This window comes from Xanthobacter variabilis (genome assembly GCF_043831965.2).
Lineage (GTDB): Bacteria > Pseudomonadota > Alphaproteobacteria > Rhizobiales > Xanthobacteraceae > Xanthobacter.
The window spans coordinates 3,818,468-3,837,188 of the sequence record NZ_CM195533.1 but is presented as its reverse complement, the minus strand read 5'-3'; the positions used below and the strand labels follow the sequence as shown (position 1 = coordinate 3,837,188).

17 protein-coding genes are annotated in these 18,721 nt (G+C 67.6%); 4 read left to right on the top strand and 13 right to left on the bottom strand.

Annotated features, from left to right (window positions below; all coding sequences use genetic code 11):
• Nucleotides 1–45 precede the first annotated feature (45 nt).
• The 4 genes from ggpS to mgtA form a co-directional block, all read right to left on the bottom strand.
• Complete coding sequence (gene ggpS / locus V5F26_RS16750; protein ID WP_394055268.1) at nt 46–1,560, bottom strand: glucosylglycerol-phosphate synthase; 1,515 nt, start codon at nt 1,558–1,560, stop codon at nt 46–48.
• On the bottom strand, nt 1,557–2,390 hold the full coding sequence (locus tag V5F26_RS16745) for an HAD family hydrolase (RefSeq protein WP_394947346.1): 834 nt from the start codon (nt 2,388–2,390) through the stop codon (nt 1,557–1,559). Before V5F26_RS16745 ends, ggpS begins: the two co-directional genes overlap by 4 nt.
• Complete coding sequence (locus V5F26_RS16740; protein ID WP_394947347.1) at nt 2,387–3,547, bottom strand: NAD(P)H-dependent glycerol-3-phosphate dehydrogenase; 1,161 nt, start codon at nt 3,545–3,547, stop codon at nt 2,387–2,389. Before V5F26_RS16740 ends, V5F26_RS16745 begins: the two co-directional genes overlap by 4 nt.
• Before the next feature lie 403 nt (nt 3,548–3,950).
• The gene (gene mgtA / locus V5F26_RS16735; protein ID WP_394947348.1) at nt 3,951–6,530 is read right to left on the bottom strand and encodes a magnesium-translocating P-type ATPase; all 2,580 of its coding nucleotides are present in this window, start codon (nt 6,528–6,530) and stop codon (nt 3,951–3,953) included.
• A 241-nt stretch (nt 6,531–6,771) separates the two neighbouring features.
• Between mgtA and V5F26_RS16730 the strand changes: the two genes are divergently transcribed.
• Together V5F26_RS16730 and V5F26_RS16725 are read left to right on the top strand one after the other, a co-directional pair.
• A complete protein-coding gene (locus V5F26_RS16730) occupies nt 6,772–7,437 on the top strand; it encodes a dienelactone hydrolase family protein (RefSeq protein WP_394947349.1) in 666 nt (221 codons plus the stop codon).
• Nucleotides 7,434–8,099: a phosphoribosyltransferase gene (locus tag V5F26_RS16725; RefSeq protein ID WP_394055259.1), complete on the top strand. Its 666-nt coding sequence runs from the start codon at nt 7,434–7,436 to the stop codon at nt 8,097–8,099. The genes V5F26_RS16730 and V5F26_RS16725 overlap by 4 nt, the downstream gene beginning before the upstream one ends.
• On the opposite strand, the gene V5F26_RS16720 is transcribed toward V5F26_RS16725, so the two are convergent.
• From V5F26_RS16720 to V5F26_RS16690, 7 genes are all read right to left on the bottom strand, one after another.
• A complete protein-coding gene (locus V5F26_RS16720; RefSeq protein WP_234052327.1) occupies nt 8,087–8,533 on the bottom strand; it encodes a YbhB/YbcL family Raf kinase inhibitor-like protein in 447 nt (148 codons plus the stop codon). The two genes, V5F26_RS16725 and V5F26_RS16720, sit on opposite strands and share 13 nt — an antisense overlap.
• Before the next feature lie 109 nt (nt 8,534–8,642).
• Complete coding sequence (locus V5F26_RS16715) at nt 8,643–8,855, bottom strand: ChaB family protein (RefSeq protein ID WP_234052326.1); 213 nt, start codon at nt 8,853–8,855, stop codon at nt 8,643–8,645.
• A gap of 33 nt (nt 8,856–8,888) precedes the next feature.
• Nucleotides 8,889–9,305: a DUF3775 domain-containing protein gene (locus tag V5F26_RS16710; RefSeq protein ID WP_234052325.1), complete on the bottom strand. Its 417-nt coding sequence runs from the start codon at nt 9,303–9,305 to the stop codon at nt 8,889–8,891.
• A 98-nt stretch (nt 9,306–9,403) separates the two neighbouring features.
• Nucleotides 9,404–9,973 (bottom strand): hypothetical protein, encoded by a 570-nt coding sequence (locus tag V5F26_RS16705; protein WP_394055255.1) that lies wholly within the window; start codon nt 9,971–9,973, stop codon nt 9,404–9,406.
• Nucleotides 9,974–10,102: 129 nt separating this feature from the next.
• Nucleotides 10,103–10,633 (bottom strand): flavin reductase family protein, encoded by a 531-nt coding sequence (locus V5F26_RS16700; RefSeq protein WP_394055254.1) that lies wholly within the window; start codon nt 10,631–10,633, stop codon nt 10,103–10,105.
• A 293-nt stretch (nt 10,634–10,926) separates the two neighbouring features.
• The gene (locus tag V5F26_RS16695; protein WP_394947350.1) at nt 10,927–12,075 is read right to left on the bottom strand and encodes a helix-turn-helix domain-containing protein; all 1,149 of its coding nucleotides are present in this window, start codon (nt 12,073–12,075) and stop codon (nt 10,927–10,929) included.
• 195 nt (nt 12,076–12,270) lie between these two features.
• Nucleotides 12,271–13,437, bottom strand: coding sequence for an alpha/beta hydrolase (locus tag V5F26_RS16690; protein ID WP_394055251.1), 1,167 nt, complete (start codon nt 13,435–13,437; stop codon nt 12,271–12,273).
• Between the two features lie 244 nt (nt 13,438–13,681).
• On the opposite strand from V5F26_RS16690, the gene V5F26_RS16685 reads away from it, so the two are divergent.
• A complete protein-coding gene (locus V5F26_RS16685) occupies nt 13,682–14,239 on the top strand; it encodes a hypothetical protein (RefSeq protein ID WP_394055249.1) in 558 nt (185 codons plus the stop codon).
• A gap of 33 nt (nt 14,240–14,272) precedes the next feature.
• Complete coding sequence (locus V5F26_RS16680) at nt 14,273–15,325, top strand: AI-2E family transporter (RefSeq protein ID WP_394947351.1); 1,053 nt, start codon at nt 14,273–14,275, stop codon at nt 15,323–15,325.
• Nucleotides 15,326–15,338: 13 nt separating this feature from the next.
• On the opposite strand, the gene V5F26_RS16675 is transcribed toward V5F26_RS16680, so the two are convergent.
• Together V5F26_RS16675 and V5F26_RS16670 are read right to left on the bottom strand one after the other, a co-directional pair.
• Nucleotides 15,339–16,799: an alpha/beta hydrolase gene (locus V5F26_RS16675; protein WP_394947352.1), complete on the bottom strand. Its 1,461-nt coding sequence runs from the start codon at nt 16,797–16,799 to the stop codon at nt 15,339–15,341.
• Between the two features lie 39 nt (nt 16,800–16,838).
• Nucleotides 16,839–17,360, bottom strand: coding sequence for a hypothetical protein (locus tag V5F26_RS16670; protein WP_394947353.1), 522 nt, complete (start codon nt 17,358–17,360; stop codon nt 16,839–16,841).
• Nucleotides 17,361–18,721: the final 1,361 nt, after the last annotated feature.

The following is an 18,721-nucleotide window of genomic DNA, read 5'->3' as shown; positions in this document are numbered from 1 at the left end:
GTGCCGTCGTCCACGCCTGAGGGGGCGATGCCGGCGGCACGGCCCTCACGCCGCCGGCGCGGTGGCCAGAGGCGCGAGGGGCGTCTTCAGCTCCTCGAACCCGCGCAGGGTGGTCTGCGCCCAGTCCTCCAGGGTGAAGCGGCGGGCGGAGGCGCGTAGCAGGCTCATGCGGCCCTTCGCGTCGGCTTCCGCCATGGCAAGCGCCTGGTCGAGGGCCTTGTCCATATGGGCGTTGGAGAAGGGGTTCACCGGAATGGCTCCTTCCAGCAGCACCGAGGCACCGGCGAATTCCGACAGGATGAGCACGCCGCGTCCATCCTCCCCCTGTGCGGCGCAGAACTCGCTCGCCACCAGGTTCAGCCCGTCCGCCAGCGGGGTGATGGAGGCGACATCCGCCGCACGGTAATACGCAACCAGCTCGGCTAGGGGGATGGCCGTGGAGATGAGCGACACCGGCTGCCATTCAAAGCTGCCGAAGGTGCCGTTGATGCGCCCTGAGAGCTCCTCGATGCGCTGCTGCACATCCTCATAAACGCTCATGCCCCGGTTGGCGCCCACGGACACCAGCATGAGGCGCACCTGATTGTGCAGCTCCGGGCGCCGGTTCAGCAGCCGCTCGAAGGCTTCCAGCTGCTGGATGTTGCCCTTGGTGTAGTCGGTGCGCGACACGGACAGCACCAGCTTGCGCCCGCCGAGCTCGGCGCGGATGGCCTCCACCTTCTCCGCCACGGCCGGGGCGGCGGCCAGCTCCTCGATATAGCTGAAGTTCACGCCCACCGGATTGGTGTCGATGCGCACGGTGCGCCCGTCCATCGCGAGGGCGAGCGGGGTGAACAGCTCGTTGAGCGCGGTGCCCTCGCTCGCCATCAGCGGGTCCGTCTTGGTGTCCGCGATCTGCCGCGCGCCGGCCACCGAATGGGCTACCGCCGCGAAGTTCTGGGCATAGCGCGGCACATGGAAGCCCACCGCGTCGCAGGACAGCAGGCTGTCCACGATCTCCTTCCGCCAGGGCAGCACGTTGAACATGTCGGAGCCGGGGAAGGGCGTGTGGTGGAAGAAGGCGATCTTCACCGATGGCTTCAGCTGCCGCAAATAGCCCGGCACGAGCCACAGATTGTAGTCGTGCACCCACACCACGGCATCGTCGCTGGCCTCCTGCGCCGCCGCTTCGGCGAACGCCCAATTCACGGCGCGGAAGGTGGGCCAGTCCACCGGATCGTAATTGTAGCGCTCCTTGAAGCCGTGGAGGATGGGCCAGAAGGCTTCCTTTGAGGTCACATGGTAGAAGCTCTTCACCTGCTCGGCGGTCAGGGGCAGGCGGCTCACGGTGTAGGTGCCGAAGCTGTCGGAGATCTCCACCACGCGCTCGAAGGGCGGATTGGCCGGGTCCTCCGCCTCCTTCCAGGCCACCCAGGCGGCGCGATCGATGCGGCCGATGAGGGCCTTCAGGGTGGGAACGATGCCGTTGGGGCTCTTGTGTTCCTTCAGGACAATCCCGCCATCCTCCACCACCTCCTCGTAAGGTGCCCGGTGATAGACGATCACGAGATCGGATTTCATATGCTGCCCTCCGGAGGCTCAGGGTGAAGGCCGAAGGCCGCGATGGCCTCCGCGATGCCGCCCGCGCCGGGCGCGCGGCAATGCCGGGTGCGGGGAAGCTCCCGGGTGGCGTCCAGCAGCGCGGCTTCCGCGCCGCCCACCACCGCGCCGTGCAGGCCGGTGTGGAACATGGACAGATCGTTCAGCGTGTCGCCCGCCACCAGCACCGCGTCGCGCGGGAGGCCGAGATGGTCGACGAGGGCAAGCAGGGTCGAGCCCTTGTTCACCCCGCCCGGCAGCACGTCGAGGAAGCAGCCGGCGGAAATGAGGATGTCCAGCCCTGCTTCTTCCAGCGGGCGGACGACGGCCGGGTCATAGCCGGCGGGGTCGTAATGATAGGACATGCGGTGGCGGAACGGCGTGTCCTGGGGCACGAGGCCCGGCGCATCGCAGAGCGTCTCCCGCACGAAGGCGGAGCGCTCTCCCCAGGCGCTGGAGATCGGCCCTTCCAGGTCCTTGAGGAAGGACAAAGCCGGGCCCTCGCTGCCCATCTCCATGCGGGCCACGGTGGTGCCCACATCGGCCACCACATAATCAGGCACGGGCACGTTGGGCGCATGGTCCACCTCACCGGCGCACAAGGCGCGGATGAAGTCCGGATCGCGGCCGGTGACGAAGATGAGGCCCACATCGTCCCGGTGGCGTTTCAGCCAGTCATAAAGGCCCGCGCGCATGTCCGGCGAGCCGCCCAGGAAGGTGCCGTCGAGATCGGTGGCGAGCACGAAGCGCCAGTTCGCAGCTGTGCCCGCCGAGGCCCGAGGCGCGGCGGGATGGTCGAGAGCAGCGGTCATGGCAGCAGAGCCTCGAACCGGCGCGTCACTTCCGCTTCCGCCGGATGGGGGAAAGCGAGATCCAAGGCGCGCGGTTCCGCGTGGATGGGCGCGGCCCAGAAGGCGGCGAAGGCCTCGCCGATGGGCCGGGCGTCCGCCACCACGGAACGCACCATCTCGCAGATGGGCATATGGAGCTTCAGCTTGCGGGCGAGGTCGGTGACCGTGATGGCATTGTGCCGGCCTTCCACCAGCACCGGCGCGCCGCCGAACACCTCGGCGTCGGAGCGGCCCTCGCCCCGGGCGAAGCCATAGCGGAAGTTGCGCGATTTCTGGCTGGAGCAGGTGAGCATCAGGTCGCCCATGCCCGAAAGGCCGGTGACCGTCTCGCGCCGTCCGCCCAGGCACACCGCCAGTTCCTTCATCTCGTCCAGGCCGCGGGTGATGAGCGCGGCGCGGGTGTTCTCGCCGAACCCGGCTCCCGCCAGCATGCCGCAGGCGATGGCGATGACGTTCTTCACCGCGCCACCCACCTCGACGCCGGCCATGTCGTCGGAAACGTAGGGGCGGAAGCTGTCGCAGGTGAGGCTCGCCGCCATGCGGGCGCCGGCACGGGCATAGGGCGGCACGTCCGCCGCCCCGGTGCAGGCGACGGTGGCGGCGGTGGGGTCGCCCAGGGCCGTCTCATCGGCGAAGGTCGGTCCCGACACCACGCCGATGAGGCGGCCGGGCGCCGCCTGCTCCGCCACGGCGGACATCATAAGGCCGGTCTGCGCCTCGATGCCCTTGGCGCTGACGAACAGCGGCACCTCGGGGGCGGCATGGACGCCGATACGCGCCGCCATCTCGCGGATGGTGTGGGAGGGCGTCACCAGCAGCACGGCCTCCGCTCCGTCGAGGGCGGCGGCGAAATCAGCGGTGGGGGTCACCCCCTCGGGAAGGGGGATGTCGCCCAGGCGCGCCATGTTGCGCCGGGTGCGGGCGGTCTCCCGCGCCCGTGCTTCGTCACGCATCCACAGGCGCACGGAGCATCCCGCGCGGGCGGCCACGATGGCGAGGGCGGTGCCCCAGGCGCCGCCGCCGAAAACGGCCAGGGTGCCATAGGGCCGTGGTACGGAAGGCAGCGGCTCGGTGGCCGGCCGGCGGGGCTGCTCGAACAGCGTTTTGAAGTCGGTCATGGACCCCCCTGTGTTGCAAGGGCGTGCCGCGCGCCGCATGAAGCGGGTGGCGACGGGGCAAGAATTGCCCGGCAAGGCTCCCGAAGAAGCCCTATTCCTCTGTGGATCACAGAATGTATCATATATGCAACATGGGATATTTGTCAAATCTCCAAGCTGCGGAAGTGGGTGTGGCCTTGTCTATTTGCGGGCAGAATGGTGGCGACGCCGATAACTTCGCGCGGATTTTCAAACCCATCAAAAAATGAGACTGATATAAGTGTTATGAATTCATTTTCGAAGAAATGAAATACGTTAAACATTCATGATACATAATAAGTACATCAATCCCTGTCGCGCTCGTTGGCCTTCGCGTGCGGCTGCGGCGCCTTGCTGGCGTGCATCTTCGGTGCTGGAGCGGGGCTCATCGGGGTCGAAAAAGTTGGCGCTTCCTGAATGACTTGGCCTGGTGCTGGCGATGCCAGACATGGGCGCCGGAATAAAAGAGCTTCTTGGTGATCTCGACGCCTGCCACATACAGCACGGCGATGCCCGCGCCGAGCGCCAGCAGGCTCGCCGGCAGCGGAACGAAGCCGAAGGCCCGCGCCAACGGGGCGATGAAGGGCAGCGCGATGGTGACCACGGCCACCAGGGCCACCGCGCCCATGAGGAAGGGGCTGGGCCGGCTGCGCCAGAACGGCATGTGGGTGCGCAGCACCAGCATCACCGCCAGCTCTGTGACCACGGAGAGGGTGAACCAGGTGCTCTGGAACAGCGCCTCATCGGCGTGGAACACCAGCAGCAGCAAAGCGAAGGTGAGAAAATCGAACAGCGTGCTGGAAAGCCCGAACACCAGCATGAAAATGCCGATGGCGCGGATGTTCCAGCGCTGCGGCGCCTTCAGCGCGTCCTCATCCACATTGTCCGTTGAGATGGCCATGGCCGGAATGTCGGAGAGGAAATTGTTGAGCAGGATCTGCTTGGCCAGCAGCGGCAGAAACGGCACTGCCACCGAGGCGAACGCCATGGAGACCATGTTGCCGAAATTGCCGCTGGTGGCGATGGAGATGTATTTCAGCGTGTTGGCGAAGGTGCGCCGCCCGTCCACCACGCCCTGGCGCAGCACATTGAGATCCTGCTGCAAAAGCACGATGTCGGCGGTTTCGCGCGCAACGTCCACCGCCTGGTCGACCGACACGCCGGCATCGGCCACGTGCAGCGCGGGCGCGTCGTTCACCCCGTCGCCCAGATAGGCCACCGCGTGCCCGCGATGCTGAAGGGCGCGGATGATGCGCTCTTTCTGCTGGGGGTCCAGCTCGGCGAACAATGCGGTGTGCTCGGCCAGGTGCCACAAGGCCTCATCACGCATTTCATTCATCTGCCGGCCGGTGATGATGCGCCGCGTGTCGAGCCCTACCGCGGCGGCCACATGGGCGGCCACGTGCCGGTTGTCGCCGGTGAGGATCTTCACCGCGATGCCCAGCTTCTCGATCTCCCTGACGGTTTCTTCGATCCCCTCCTTCAGCGGATCGAAGAACAGCAGGAACCCCTCGAACACCATGCCCGCTTCATCGGCGCGGCCATAGCGCGCCTGGGGCGCGAGGCGCCGGCTGGCAAGGCCCAGCACGCGGAACCCCTCTTCGCCCCGGGCACGGAAAAAGGCTTCGAGCCGCTCGCGCGCCACAGCATCGAGGGGGAGGGGGCCGGAGGGCGAGGCAACGGTGCCGCAGCACGCCAGCACCGGCTCGAAGGCGCCCTTGGTCACCATCAGGTGGTGGGCCTCCTCCTCCACCACGATGGTGAGGCGCTTGCGCACGAAATCATAGGGGATCTCATCCACCTTGGCGCCGCCGGGGCAGGGACATGCGCGCTGCTCCGCCGCCTTGACGATGGCTGCGTCGAGCGGATTGGCGATGCCGCTTTCGAGCCGCGCATTCACGGCCGCCAGCCCAAACACCGCGGCGCTTTCCGCGCCTGAAGGATCGAGCGCGGCGTTGAACTCCACCACGCCCTTGGTGAGAGTTCCCGTCTTGTCCGTGCACAGCACATCCACCGAGCCGAGATTCTCGATGGCCTCCAGCCGCCGCACGATGACGCCGCGCTGCGCCATGCCCCGCGCGCCCGCCGCCAGGGTGATGGAGACGATGGCCGGCAGCAGCTCTGGCGAGAGCCCCACCGCCAGCGCCACCGAGAACAGGAGCGATTCGATGACCGGCCGGTGCAGCAGCAGGTTCACCGTGAAGACGAAGATGACGATACCCGTCATCACCTCCGTCAGCAGGTAGCCGAAACCGCGAATGCCACGCTGGAATTCGGTGTCGCCGTTGGCATCCGCCACATGGCCGGCGATCTGGCCGATCTCGGTATCGCCGCCGGTGCGGGTGATGAGGACGCGCGCCGTGCCGCTCTGCACGGAGGTGCCCAGGAACACCATGTTGGTGCGTCCCGCCAAAGCGGCATCGGCGGCCACCGGCTCCGGGGATTTTTCCACGGGAAAGGTCTCGCCCGTGAGCGCGGCCTGGGAGACGAGGAAGTCGCGCGCCGCCATCACCCGCCCGTCGGCGGGCACGAGATTGCCGGCGGAAAGCTCCACCACATCGCCCGGCACGAGGTCTTCGGCGGCGATGGTCACCGGCTTGCCGGCGCGCCGCGCGGTGGTCCGCAGCGCCAGCTTCGCCCGCAGCGCCGCGACCGCCTGCGAGGCGCGATACTCCTGGAAGAAACCCATCAGCGTGGAGCTGAGTACGATGGCCATGATGATTCCGGCATCGGTCCAGTCCCGCACCACGGCCGAGATGACGGCGCCGAACACCAGGATCAGCACGAGCGGGCTGCGATATTGCCGCGCCAGCAGTCGCAGGGCGCCGGCGCGGCGGCTGGGGGTGAGCCGGTTGGGGCCATGCTCGCGCCGCCGCTGGTCGGCCTGCGCCGGGGAAAGCCCCTCGGGCGTTGCGTCCAGGGCGGCCAGAAGGTCGGGGAGCGGGGAGGACCAGGCGTCAGTCATCGCGGCGGCCATCGTTCAACCTGCGGATGCTACAGCATAGCTCGGAAAGCGGACGGCGAGATGATGGCGGGGGCCCACTGGCGGGGAGCACCCGCGCGGCCCGCTGGCGATGCTGCGCCCTGAGGTTGCGGCGGATCAATGATATCGCCCGCCGGGGCGTCGAGAATCAGGCAATCGGCCGCAGGGAACATCGGCGCCGCGGGCGTGTTCCCGGTGGGCATCGTTCCTTCAGGAGAAGGCCATGTCGTCCGTTTCCGTCGCCGAGCGCGAAGTTGCCCTCCCTCCGCTCGGCCTTGCCGGGGAGCTCTGCGAGCCCGTCGGCGCGCGGGGGCTGGTGGTGTTCGCCCATGGCAGCGGATCGGGTCGCAACAGCCCGCGCAACCGGGCGGTGGCCGCGCATCTTCAAGCCGATGGCTTCGCCACCCTGCTGTTCGACCTTTTGCTGCCCCGGGAGGCGGATGAGGCGTGGAAGCGCTTCGATGTCCGGCTCCTGTCGGACCGTTTGATTCAGGTGTTCGATTGGGCGGCCGCTCAGGGGGCGCCCGGCGCGCGGCCGCTGGGGCTCTTCGGCTCCAGCACCGGGGCGGCGGTGGCCCTCGCGGCGGCCAGCAGGCGGCCTGATCGGGTGGGGGCGATCGTAGCGCGTGGCGGGCGGCCTGATCTGGTGATGACGGAGCTGAGCCGGGTGCGCGCGCCCACCCTTCTGCTGGTGGGCGGGGCGGATGCGGAGGTGCTGGAGCTGAATCGGCGCGCTCTTGCCCGTTTCGGCGGGCCGGTGGCGCTGGATGTGGTGCCCGGCGCCAGCCATCTGTTCGAGGAGCCCGGCACGCTGGAGGAGGTGGCGCTGCGCGCTTCGGCCTGGTTCCGGCATCATTTGTGCGGCGATCCGGAGGGGAGGGACCCATGAAGCGCTTTCGGGATCGGATCGAGGCGGGCCGGCGGCTCGCCGCGGCGCTTTCGAGCTATGCGGGCCGCGATGCGGTGGTGCTGGCCCTGCCGCGCGGCGGGGTTCCGGTGGGGGCCGAGATCGCCACCGCGTTGCATGCCCCGCTTGATCTGGTGCTCGTGCGCAAGATTGGCCTGCCGGCCCAGCCCGAGCTGGCCATGGGCGCGGTGGTGGACGGGGCGGAACCCATCGTGGTGCGCAATGCCGACATCCTGGCCTTCGACCGGGTGGACGAAGCCACCTTCCAGTCCGTTTGCCAGCGGGAGCTGAAGGAGATCGAGCGGCGGCGCGCGCTCTATATCGGCGCGCGGCGGCGGGCGCCCATTTCCGGCCGCGTCGTCATCGTGGTGGATGACGGCATTGCCACCGGTGCCACGGTGAAGGCCGCGCTTCAGGCCATTCGCGCGCGCGGGCCGCAGGAGCTGGTTCTTGCGGTTCCCGTGGCGCCGCCGCAGACCCTCGCGGAGCTGCGGCCGCAGGTGGACGCCATCATTTGCCCGCTGACGCCGGAGGTGTTCGAGGCCATCGGCTGCTTTTACGACGATTTCAGCCAGGTTTCCGACGCTGAGGTTGAGGCTGCATTGGCCCGCTGCCCGGTGCCGGAGACTGATCAGCGCGCGTAAAGGCCGGTGAGGCGGGCGATGTCGCAGGAGGCGCGACGCGCCGCCCGGGCCACGTCCGCGCCGGTGGGCTGCAACCCGCATTCGAGCCGCTGGACGGTGACGGCGAACAGCTCGAACACATAGTGATGGGAGCCATGGCCACGCGGAGGGCAGGGGCCGGCATAGCCTTGCTTGCCGAAATCATTGAGCGCGCCGCGAATGCCGAGGGGCGTCTGGCCCTCCGCCAGCGCCGTGAGCGTGGGCGGCAGATCGAACATGGCCCAATGGTGAAAGGTGCCGCGCGGCGCATCCGGATCGGAGCAGACCAGGGCGAAGCTGCGGGTGGCGGCGGGCACGCCAGCCCACTGCAAAGGCGGCGACAGGTTTTCTCCGTCGCAGGTGAAGCGACGGGGCAGGGGCTCGCCATTGGCGAAGGCCGAGGAGAACAGGCGCATAGGTTTGCTCCGTGGCCGTGGCTGCGAGGGCACTCGCGCCGCAGGTCCGAGTCAACGATCCGTGGGCCGAATTCCATGGCAGGCTCACGACCGTCCGGCAATGGGGATTTCAGTCCGGAACGGAAATCCAGCGGCCCTCTTCTTTGATGTACTTGCGCTTCACCGCCGCCCACGCGATCCGGTGGGCGGCTTCCTCGCGCCGCGGGTCATCCGCGTGCGCGGCATAGGCGGCATTGAATGCGGCGCGGTAGATGTCGCAGGCATGCGCCGGCAGATGCTCCCGCACCGATGCCGGCAGGTCGGCATTGCTGCGATAGGGCATGGGGGCTCCCCGCTCTGCACGGCGCCGGCGGCATCACTCCTCGGATTCAAGATCCTCGCAGGAATAGCCGAGCTGAGACAGGGCTTCCTCAAGGTAATCGGACAGCAACGGCATGCCCAGAAGGTAGCTGGCGGTGCGATTATTGTGCGCCCGCGAGGCTTCAGCGCGCAGCTCGTCCCAGCTGGAGGTCTCGCCATCGCCGCGCCCCATCCAGGCGAGGGTCACGAGGTCGATCTGCTCATCCTCGTTCAGGCCGCGGATGAAGCTCACAATTTCCCCGCGCACCGGGTCGTCGGGGTGGTCTTCCAGCACCGAGAGCATGGCGTCATCGGCGGAGTTGGAGCCGGGATCGGGTTCCGTCACCACGTCCTTGACGTCGAACTCGCGCGCAAGCTGGACGAGGAAGCACACTTTTTCGACGGGAATGTTCAGATCGGGCGCTTCGGCCATGGTGCATCTCCTCGCAGCGTTCGCGTCAGCGGTAATGCGCCGCTCGCAATCTTACAACGCATTTTGCTGCCTTGGGGGTCCATCGGCGTTGAGCGGGGTCAATCGGCGATGGGGCCCGCCGTGCGCGGCGCAGCGGTGGCGACCATTGTGACGTCCGCCTGAGCCAGCCGCTGAAACAGATTGCGCCTGCGCACAAGTGGCCACCATTCGTAGAGGAAGATTTCCAGCGGTCGTGAATTGGCCACCCAGCCGAGGATGATCAGGCTCTCCACCACGAAGCTGCCGAAGGTTCCGCTGCCGAAGGCGCGGGTGGCCGTCCGTGCCAGGAACAGGCACAGAGCCAGCACCGCGCCACCGATGACCAGCATGCGCTGGCCGATGCGGAACAGTTCGCGCAGCTCGCGCGAGACCGCATCCGCGCGGTCCTGGAAGAAGTTGTGGATCGCCTCGCCGACGCCCCGCGCCTCCGGGCGCTGCATTTCCTCGTCCGGCAGGTGGATGACGATGCGGATGGGCTGGCGAGCCGGCAGTTCCCGTGCCCATCCGACAATGAATTCCTCCGCATCGGCGTCGAGATCCCGCTCCCGAAACGGAAAGGGGTCCAGCATGTTGAAGAGCTGGGAGATCTTCTCCAGGCGGATCTCGATGGCGTCCCCGGGCGCGCTCACCCTCTCCCCTCCTCATGGGCACGTCCAAAGCTGAGCGAATCAGCTCCCGTACCGGCTGAGGATGCGCTCGCGCGCCTTGCCGCCAAGTGGATTCCGGTGCGCGTGAAGAAAACGCTTCGAATCAAAGCGCTACGGCATCCGTGAGGGGATGCTGATGATCTCGCCATCCACGGCGAACCGGCCGAAGCCGCGGTGGTGGATCGTCTTCGCGGCTTTGTACGACGGGTCGTGCCACGCCTTCACCACTTCCAGGATGAACAGGTTGAGGCTGTTCACCAGCCGTGTATTGACCACCTTGCATTCGAGGTTCGCGAAGCATTCGGCGATCAAAGGCGCCTCAACCATCTCCGCCGGCTTGGGGGTGAGCTCGAACATCTCGAACTTGTCGGTATCGGCTCCCGAGCAGTTGCCGATGCCCACCACCTTGTGCGCCAATTCCACGGCGGGAACGGCGATCACGCATTGCTTGGTGGCCTTCAGCGCGGCATGGCTGAAATCACCCTCGCTCACCACGCAGGCGACCAGCGGGGGCGTGAATTCCACCATCATGTGCCACGACATGGTCATCACGTTCGCATGGCCCCGGCGGCTGGTGGTGAGCAGCACCACCGGCCCCGGTTCCAGGAGCTGATAGACCTCGCCGAGCGGCAGCTCCTTCACGGCCGCCGGCGCGCCCGCACGCGCACAGGCTGCGGCGCCGGCTGACGCGCGGTGCTGAAATACAGGGCCAGGGCGCCGAGAGATGCGAGGAATGCGAGCGGGACGAGGGACCACATGGGAGCCTCCCTCCTTCAATTGTGCCGGATGCCGGCAAGGGCGGCATTTAGGAAAGCGATGAGAGCCCCCGTTGGCAAGCGGGACCTTGCTCCGGATCAATTGGGGAGCCTTTTCTCCCACCGAAAGGGGCTCACGATCTCTTGAGCACGGGCTTTCTGAAGGGCGGAGGTGCCATGTTAGGGTTGGAGGCGGCCCAGGATGTCGCCGAGGTCCCGCAGCGGGGTGGAGGCCGGCAGGTTGGCGGGTGGGGCATGGGGCAGGCGGATGGGCTGTGGGACGCCGCTGGCCGCCCGCGCGGCGCTGGGCGAGAGGCCGAACTCAGCCTTGAATGCGCGGCTGAATCCGGAATGATCGCAGAACCCCAGCTCTTCGGCGATCTGCGACACCGCGCGACGTTCATTCGGGTCGTTGAGCAGGGTGAATGCCGCCCGCAGCCGCTGGCGCTGGATGTAGCGCGACACGCCGCCAAGCTCCTCGAACAGCCGGTAAAGCCGGGAGCGCGAGACGCCCAGGGCGCGGCAGAGCATGTCCGGCGAGAGGGTGGGCGAGGCGATGTTCTGCCGGATGATGCGCCGGGCGCGCTCCCTCAGGGTCTGGGCCACGAGATCCGTCGCGCCGGCCGCAAGGTCGGACCGGGGCGCGAGGGTGGCGGCCAGCAGGGCCTGGGTGGCGGTGGCGAGGCCTGGCACATCGCAGGCGGCAGTCAGGGGGAGCTGTCGGGTCAGGCTCGACAGATGGTCCGCCAGAATGCCGCCCAATCCCTCAAGCGGCAGGTCCGTGGGCGCGCCGTCCAGCTGCGGCGCGAGGTGGGGGAAGAGGTCGCGCGGGATGAACAGGCTGATGACGCGCTCGTCCGAGCCTCCGCCCTGGAACGGCGTGGCGAGCGAGCGCAGGCCGAAGGCGGCCGCGCCGTTGGGGCCCGGCGGGCAGAGCACCAGGCACCAATGGTCCAATGCGGGCCGGCGCCAATGCTGCCACGACCGCACATAACCCGCGCCCGGCATGGTCGCGACGGTGAGGGCCATGCTGCCCAGGTCCCACACCTCCTGCGCAGCGGCAAAGCTGGTATCGGGGGCCTGCACCAGGTCCAGATTCACCGCCGGAGCCGTGAAGTCCCGCCAGGCCGCGAACTGGTCCGCCGGCGGGAGGGCGTGCGTGCTGAAGCGGAGAGGCAGCACCAGGGGGGCGGCCACGGGGGCGGCCAGCGGGGTAGCCAGGGATGTGGCGAGAGGGGCGGCACCCGGCGCGGAAATCGTGGCGGCCGGAGCGGCGGCCCATGGGGCCGCGGTGCCGGTGGAGGATTTCGGGGGGATGAAAGAGGCCATCTTCGGGTGCGTGCGTGAATGATAAAGGGGGAAGGCGGATCGCCCACCCTCGCATGGTTCGCCCATGGCACACGCGTAGCAAGCGGCCGGGATGTTCCCTCTGAATATGGTGCGAGCGTGGCCGTACCAGGGGCCGCTCTTGCGAACGTGATCTTATGGGCGCAGTTTCGCTTGGCAGCGAGGACCCCGGCCGGCCTATCGCGCCATGCCGGCCCGGAACACCTGGATGGGGGCGGTGATGACCGCGCCCACGGCGCCGCCCACCTTGTCCACGGCATTCGCCGGCCCGGTTACGCCGTCGGAAATCTCCTGGCCGGCCACCAGCTGGTCGCCAATGAGGCGGACCATTTCCGGCTGGGTGGCGAACTTGGTGTGGTTCAGCGCGTCGCCCCCCTCCAGCGCGGTGAGGTCGAGCACGGTGACGCCCTCGCCCCGCTCCAGGCGGGCCGCGTAATCGGGGTTGGACAGGTCCACGGCGCCCACGCGCTGCACGTCGCCCGAAAGGGTGCGTGAAAGGCTCAGGGCATGGTCGTTGCGAGACACGAAGATGGTCATGCTGGGCCGCTTCGGCCCCATGTCCCGCACCTGCCGCTCGAACACGTCAATGTCGAGATCGGGGGAGGCCAGGATCACATTCTTGATCTTGGCCGGCACGCGACCATCCTGCAGCGCGAGCTGGCGCAACGCTTCCACCGCCAGCCACGCCCCCATGGAGTGGGCGAGCACCACCACTTCGTCCACGTGGGGGCTGCGGGCTGCCTCGGCGAGGACATAGGCCAGATCGGAGCGGGAGAAATTGGCGCTCTCGCGATCATAGAGATAGCTCGTCACCCGCCCGCGGGAGGGCCAGGAGAACAGCACGGGGGCCAGATTGGAATTGGTGTCGTGCACGAACTGGGCGAAGCGGAACACGGCGGCATCGAACGGCGTGTTGAAGCCGTGCACGAACACCAGCACCCGCCTCTTGTTGTTGGGCAGGTGCTGGAACCAGGGCAGCACCTGCTTGCGTGCCAGGGGATCCACCTGCGTCACCACGAATTCGCGGGAGGGATCGCCCGGCACCCGGGTCGGCCACTGGATGGAGCCCGGCTCGCGATTGGGCGGAATGCTCACCACGATATTCGCGAAGGAGAGGGTGTCGCCGCGCTCCCCGCTGAAGACCACGCCTTCCGTTTCTGAGGGCGCGCGGGTGGTGGCCACCAGCATGTCTACCTTGTCGCCCACCTCGGCGCCCACGGCCACCGGAAGAAGCACCCCTTCCGGCCGCGCGCAGCCGGAAAGCGACACGGGCGCCGCGCAGACGGCGGCCAGCGCCAGCACGCGTCCTGCGCGGAAGAAGAGGCTGCCGGTGGTGCGTGCCATTGTGGGGAGGGGTGTCCTGCGCGTGTGGTCAGCCTTCCTCATAGTGTATCGCGGACGAAATGAGAATGATCTCGTGGCGGAAGGGCGGGTTGTGCGGATGATAAGGTAAGCGCCCGGTGTGCGGCCCATGTCGTTCCGTCGCGGGCGGGCCTGATCCACCGGTCGCGTGAGACTTCCTGCTGCCTCGTCATGGCTCCAAGCCTCTGCTATTGCAGCGTCACGCGGCACGGAAGGCGGCTTTTCCATGAGTGGGACGACAAATGAGATCCATCTCCACCTGAGCGACGTCAAGAATTTCTTTCAGGTGCCAGAGATCGATCCCTTCGCGGGTGATGACCTTGATGTTTCCGGTATCGATCAATTGATGGATGCGCTGAAGGCCCAGTCCGGCTGGAAGCGGAAAAGTCTGCACGCCATCGTTCATCTGCCGTCGGACGCCGCTGGGGATTCTCGCCTGGCGAACATGCCGAAATATATCGAACGGTATTGCGACAAGCAGATTCAATATAACCGCCGCAAGATTGCCGAACTGCGTCTTGAAGGGCGCCATGCCTTGCGCATGGGGGCCTTGTTTCTCTTTGTCTGCCTTGCGCTTTCGGCCGGAACGGAAGCCTTGATCGGGTCTGAAAGCCTGGTGGGGCAAGTGTTGGTGGAAGGCTTCATCATCGCCGGATGGGTGGGGCTGTGGCATCCGCTGGAGCTGCTGCTTTATGCGTGGTGGCCCAATGCGCAGGACATCCGGCTGTATGAGAAGATCAAGTCCATGCGGCTCGACTTCGCTTTCGATCACAAATTGGCTTGAGGCCGGCGTCGGGCTTGCCGGGAGGGGGGAACGATGCGGGTGTTGATTGCTCTGGTGGCGGCGGTTGCCGTGGGCTGCGCGCTCTATGTGGCGGAAAATCTGTTCGCGCCCGTGGCGTTCGCGCTGTTCGTGATCGCCGTGGTGTGGCCGCTGCAGCGGCGGCTGGAGGCTCGCCTGCCGAAGATGGCGGCAGTGCTGCTCACCCTGGTGGTGACGCTCGCGGTGGTGGGGGCCGTCACCTCGGTGGTGGTGTGGGGCTTCGGCCATGTGGGCCAGTGGGTGTTTGCCAATGCCGCCCGCTTCCAGGCCCTTTATGCCCAGCTTGGTGAATGGCTGGAAGGCCATGGCTTCATCCTCGCCAGCGTGGTGGCCGACCATTTCGACGTGCGCTGGCTGCTGCGCCTGTTCCAGGATGTTTCGGGCCGCCTCCAGGGGCTGGCGAGCTTCCTGGTCTTCACCTTTGTCTATGTGCTGCTCGGCTTGCTGGAGGTCGAGGCCCTGGTGAGCCAGCTGAAGGCGCTGGAGCGCAAGGGCAAGGGCGCGTTCCTGCTCACCGCCGGGGCCGATATCGCCCGCAAGCTGCAGACCTACATGGCCGTGCGCACGCTGATGAGCGTGGCCACCGGCGCGGTGGTGTGGGTGTTTACCCTCACGGCGGGGTTGGAGCTGGCGTTGGCCTGGGGCGCGCTCGCCTTCGCGTTCAATTATATTCCCTTCATCGGCCCGTTCATCGCCACCCTGCTGCCCACCCTGTTCGCCCTGGCCCAGTTCGAATCCTGGGAAATGGCGGCATTCGTGTTCGTGTGTCTCAACCTGATCCAGTTCCTCTCGGGCAGCTATATCGAGCCGCGCATTGCCGGCAAGGCGACGGCGGTGTCGCCGTTCCTGGTGCTGTTCGCGGTGTTCTTCTGGGCGTTCCTGTGGGGCGTGCCGGGGGCCTTCATCGGCGTGCCGATCCTGATCGCGGCCCTCACCCTGTGCGCGCACCACCCGGCGACACGCGCCATCGCCGACGTGCTCTCCGGCCAGCCGGCGCATGTGGAGGCGTTGCATCCCGCCTCCGGGCAGGAGGACGCCGCCGCGTGATTGCCGCCAGTGCTCACGGGTGCTGCGGCAGGCCGGCGTCCAGTCGCTCCAGCAGGTAGGGGAAGAAGGGGTTGGACGACATGCGCACCAGCATGTCCACATTCACGATCAGCGCGCCATATTCACCCCGCGCGGCGATGTCGCCCAGGCGCACGCCGAAATTGTCCGCCGGGTCCGGCGTGAGGCCGTAGAGCCCGTCCGTGAGCGGAAACGGCACCGCCACGTGGGAGAGGGAATAGACGTCGGGCGGATAGGCGAGGGCCAGCGGCGTCACCTCATCCTCGGTGGCTCCGGCCGGGGTCACGCGCGCTTCCATCTGATCGGACGTGGCGCTCACATTGGTGACCACCGAGGTGCGGAACGCGCGCGGCGCCGGTGGCAGCAGCCGGGAAAGGGCGGTCTCTGCGCGGGCGTTGAGCAATTGCTCGAAATGGGTGTTTCGATTGATGTCGAACAGCACCAGCTCGCTGCCATTGTCCTCCAGATGGGTGTGGAGGGCATCGATCACGGCACGGGTGCTCACGGTGTGGTCCAGCACCGATTGGAAGGTGAGCACCGGCGCCAGCCCCGCCAGCCGGCCGGCGCGCAGGTGGCGCTGGATGTTGGCCTGTAGCGCCTGGGTCAAAAGGAAGGACTGGCGCGCGGCCTGCACCGGAAACGAATTGTATTTGAAGGGGTTGAATTCCGGGATGATGGACAGCCACGCCGCCTTCGCGAAGGCGGGGAAGATGGCCGGCCACCCGGCAATGCCGGAAAAGCGCGCGAATTCCGTCACCCCCACCATGGGCGAAAGCAGCACGATCTTCGAGGGGGCCACCAGCTTGGGGTCATCAAGGGCGTCGAGGGCGTGCATCAGCGCGAGCGCGCCGCCATTGGAATAGCCGATGATGTGCACCGGCTTGTCCGGTCCCACCCGCCGGCGCGCCTCGCGCATGGCGAGGCGGGTGGCGGCAATCCAGTCCTCATAATGCGCCGCCGTCAGCGCTCCCGGCACCGTGCCGTGCCCTGGCAGCCGCAGTGCGATGGAGACGAAGCCGCGCGCGGCATAGCGCCGGGCGAGATGGCGCAGGCTGTAGGGGGAATCGGTGAGGCCGTGCAGGAACACGGCGGCGCCCAGCGCCTCGCCTTCCGGCTCCAGCACGAAGGTGCGGTTGAAATCCTGCGCGAAGTGGCCCGGATAGACGGGGCTCTGTGCGAAATAACGGTTGAAGCGCTCGCGGTCGCGCGGTGGCAGCTGGTCCGTCACGTTCTCGCGCACCGAGGCGAACAATTTATCCTCGGCCGCCTGGTAGGTGGCGAGATCCGCGGTGGCCAGCTCGGCGCGGCTCATCTCCTTCGGCACGAAGGTGTGCCACGGCTCCAGCGGCGGCCCCCGCCAGGCATCCACGGCCCGCACGGTGAAGACGGTCGCCAGGACGATGAGGAGCGCGATGCCCGCCCGCCGCGCCCATCGCCAGAGCCAGCCGAACATCATCCCACCCCTTCCGCTTCCTTGGCCGCTGCAATGGGCCGCTCAGCCCTCTATAGCGACCGCGGGCGGCGCCACCAAACGCAGCATCTGAAATGGTGGTAATATAATAACATCTGCGACCAATGTCGGAGCGCTGGCGCTCCACCTTTGGGATGGCGCGAACAGGCGCGGGACGCTGTGCTCATCCGTTTCGGCCCGGTGCGGGGCAAAGATCATCGGGGTGATGAAGTCTAAATCGGAAGAGTCCGGATGAAGAGGGTGAGAGGGAAGGTGGGGCGTCCTGTTCCGGAGCCGGCGCCGGGCGCGACGGCGGATCTCGATGCCGTGGTTCTTCAGCAAATTTTCTTTTCGGCCGGCGATGATCCCTGGGATCGGCAAGAGCGACTGCGCCGGCGCCGGCTGCTGCGCCGCCTGTTGCGCCGCCCGGCCGCCCGCATCGCCAGCCGGCGCGTGAAACGCAAACGGCTGCTGGACCGGCTTGATCAGCAGGTGCTCGGCGATGAGGTGCGCGCGGTGCAGACGCAGCGCCGCGGCGAGGTGCGCCACATCATCCGCCTGACCCAACCGGCCACCCCGGCGGCCGCGCCCCGGTCCCCGGCCGCGCGCGGCGGAGGGTGGGGCCGCCTCGCCCGTGGCGGGCGTCCCGGCCGGCGCTGAGCCGTCTCGACCATCGGCCCTTTCGGGCAGCATGCGCGCGGGCCGCGCGAGCCGGGCTTGCCACTGCTGATGGCAGGTGGGGCCTTTGGCAGGTGGGGCCTTCGCCTGCGGGGCTCCTTCGTTACGCCAGTCGCGTCGAGCCGTGGACGGCGCGCGATGCAGGTGCGAGAGGCGCGAGCGTATGGGAAGAGCTACCGTGCGCGATCGGTTTGGCCCGCCCCGGACGCCGTTCCTTCCCACCGCGACCTGCATCCGGCCCGCGATGGGGGCCGGCGCGGCTTGAACCAGGTCAGGCCGCAGAGGGGGCCACTTCCGCGCCCGCGTCACCGCAAACACGTTCAAGTGCAGAGGGATCCGCTCGCGTGTGGAAGCGCGCAAAAACAAGAGGATCGACCGCCCTCGCGCTTCCTGGCACCCCTGAAACCGTCTGGCGACAGCCGACATGTCGTGCGCCGCGAACAGTTCATGCCCGCCCGCAGGAGGTTCCGCCGGCTATGGCCTCCTCGCTCGCGCGGGGCCAAAGGTTGGACGGCGGACGCGGCCGCGAGCCGAAGGGCGACGCCTTGGAACGTCGCGACGCCTGAATGCCGCTCTGCCGCGCCCTAGGTTCGGCCGACGTTTGAGAGGCACGGTTTGCCGGGGGGCTCGTTCCCCTCCGCTTGCGGCGGAGGGCTGGGGAGGGGGCAGGACCACTTGGGGCAGGACCACTTGGGGCAGGACCACTTGGGGCAGGACCACTTGGGGCAGGACCACTTGGGGCAGGACCACTTGGGGCAGGACCACTTGGGGCAGGACCACTTGGGGCAGGACCACTTGGGGCAGGACCACTTGGGGCAGGACCACTTGGGGCAGGACCACTTGGGGCAGGACCACTTGGGGCAGGACCACTTGGGGCAGGACCACTTGGGGCAGGACCACTTGGGGCAGGACCACTTGGGGCAGGACCACTTGGGGCAGGACCACTTGGGGCAGGACCACTTGGGGCAGGACCACTTGGGGCAGGACCACTTGGGGCAGGACCACTTGGGGCAGGACCACTTGGGGCAGGACCACTTGGGGCAGGACCACTTGGGGCAGGACCACTTGGGGCAGGACCACCTCACCGGCACAGAGCCCTAGGATTCAAGACTTTTTGAGGTTTTCGAGGCGTTGCCCTTCGCGGCGCTGCCGGCGCTACGTTGCCAGCGTTTTGCCCGCACCCCGGTCCTCCACGCAGGCGGGAGGTAGGCGGCACCATGAGGAACGCGGTGGTAACAAAGTGCAAGCCG

Excerpts from the sequence above, each read along its gene's own strand:
- ggpS (WP_394055268.1), bottom strand. The coding sequence starts at position 1,560 with ATGAAATCCGATCTCGTGATCGTCTATCACCGGGCACCTTACGAGGAG.
- V5F26_RS16745 (WP_394947346.1), bottom strand. The coding sequence starts at position 2,390 with ATGACCGCTGCTCTCGACCATCCCGCCGCGCCTCGGGCCTCGGCGGGC.
- V5F26_RS16740 (WP_394947347.1), bottom strand. The coding sequence starts at position 3,547 with ATGACCGACTTCAAAACGCTGTTCGAGCAGCCCCGCCGGCCGGCCACC.
- mgtA (WP_394947348.1), bottom strand. The coding sequence starts at position 6,530 with ATGACTGACGCCTGGTCCTCCCCGCTCCCCGACCTTCTGGCCGCCCTG.
- V5F26_RS16730 (WP_394947349.1), top strand. The coding sequence starts at position 6,772 with ATGTCGTCCGTTTCCGTCGCCGAGCGCGAAGTTGCCCTCCCTCCGCTC.
- V5F26_RS16725 (WP_394055259.1), top strand. The coding sequence starts at position 7,434 with ATGAAGCGCTTTCGGGATCGGATCGAGGCGGGCCGGCGGCTCGCCGCG.
- V5F26_RS16720 (WP_234052327.1), bottom strand. The coding sequence starts at position 8,533 with ATGCGCCTGTTCTCCTCGGCCTTCGCCAATGGCGAGCCCCTGCCCCGT.
- V5F26_RS16715 (WP_234052326.1), bottom strand. The coding sequence starts at position 8,855 with ATGCCCTATCGCAGCAATGCCGACCTGCCGGCATCGGTGCGGGAGCAT.
- V5F26_RS16710 (WP_234052325.1), bottom strand. The coding sequence starts at position 9,305 with ATGGCCGAAGCGCCCGATCTGAACATTCCCGTCGAAAAAGTGTGCTTC.
- V5F26_RS16695 (WP_394947350.1), bottom strand. The coding sequence starts at position 12,075 with ATGGCCTCTTTCATCCCCCCGAAATCCTCCACCGGCACCGCGGCCCCA.
- V5F26_RS16690 (WP_394055251.1), bottom strand. The coding sequence starts at position 13,437 with ATGGCACGCACCACCGGCAGCCTCTTCTTCCGCGCAGGACGCGTGCTG.
- V5F26_RS16685 (WP_394055249.1), top strand. The coding sequence starts at position 13,682 with ATGAGTGGGACGACAAATGAGATCCATCTCCACCTGAGCGACGTCAAG.
- V5F26_RS16680 (WP_394947351.1), top strand. The coding sequence starts at position 14,273 with ATGCGGGTGTTGATTGCTCTGGTGGCGGCGGTTGCCGTGGGCTGCGCG.
- V5F26_RS16675 (WP_394947352.1), bottom strand. The coding sequence starts at position 16,799 with ATGATGTTCGGCTGGCTCTGGCGATGGGCGCGGCGGGCGGGCATCGCG.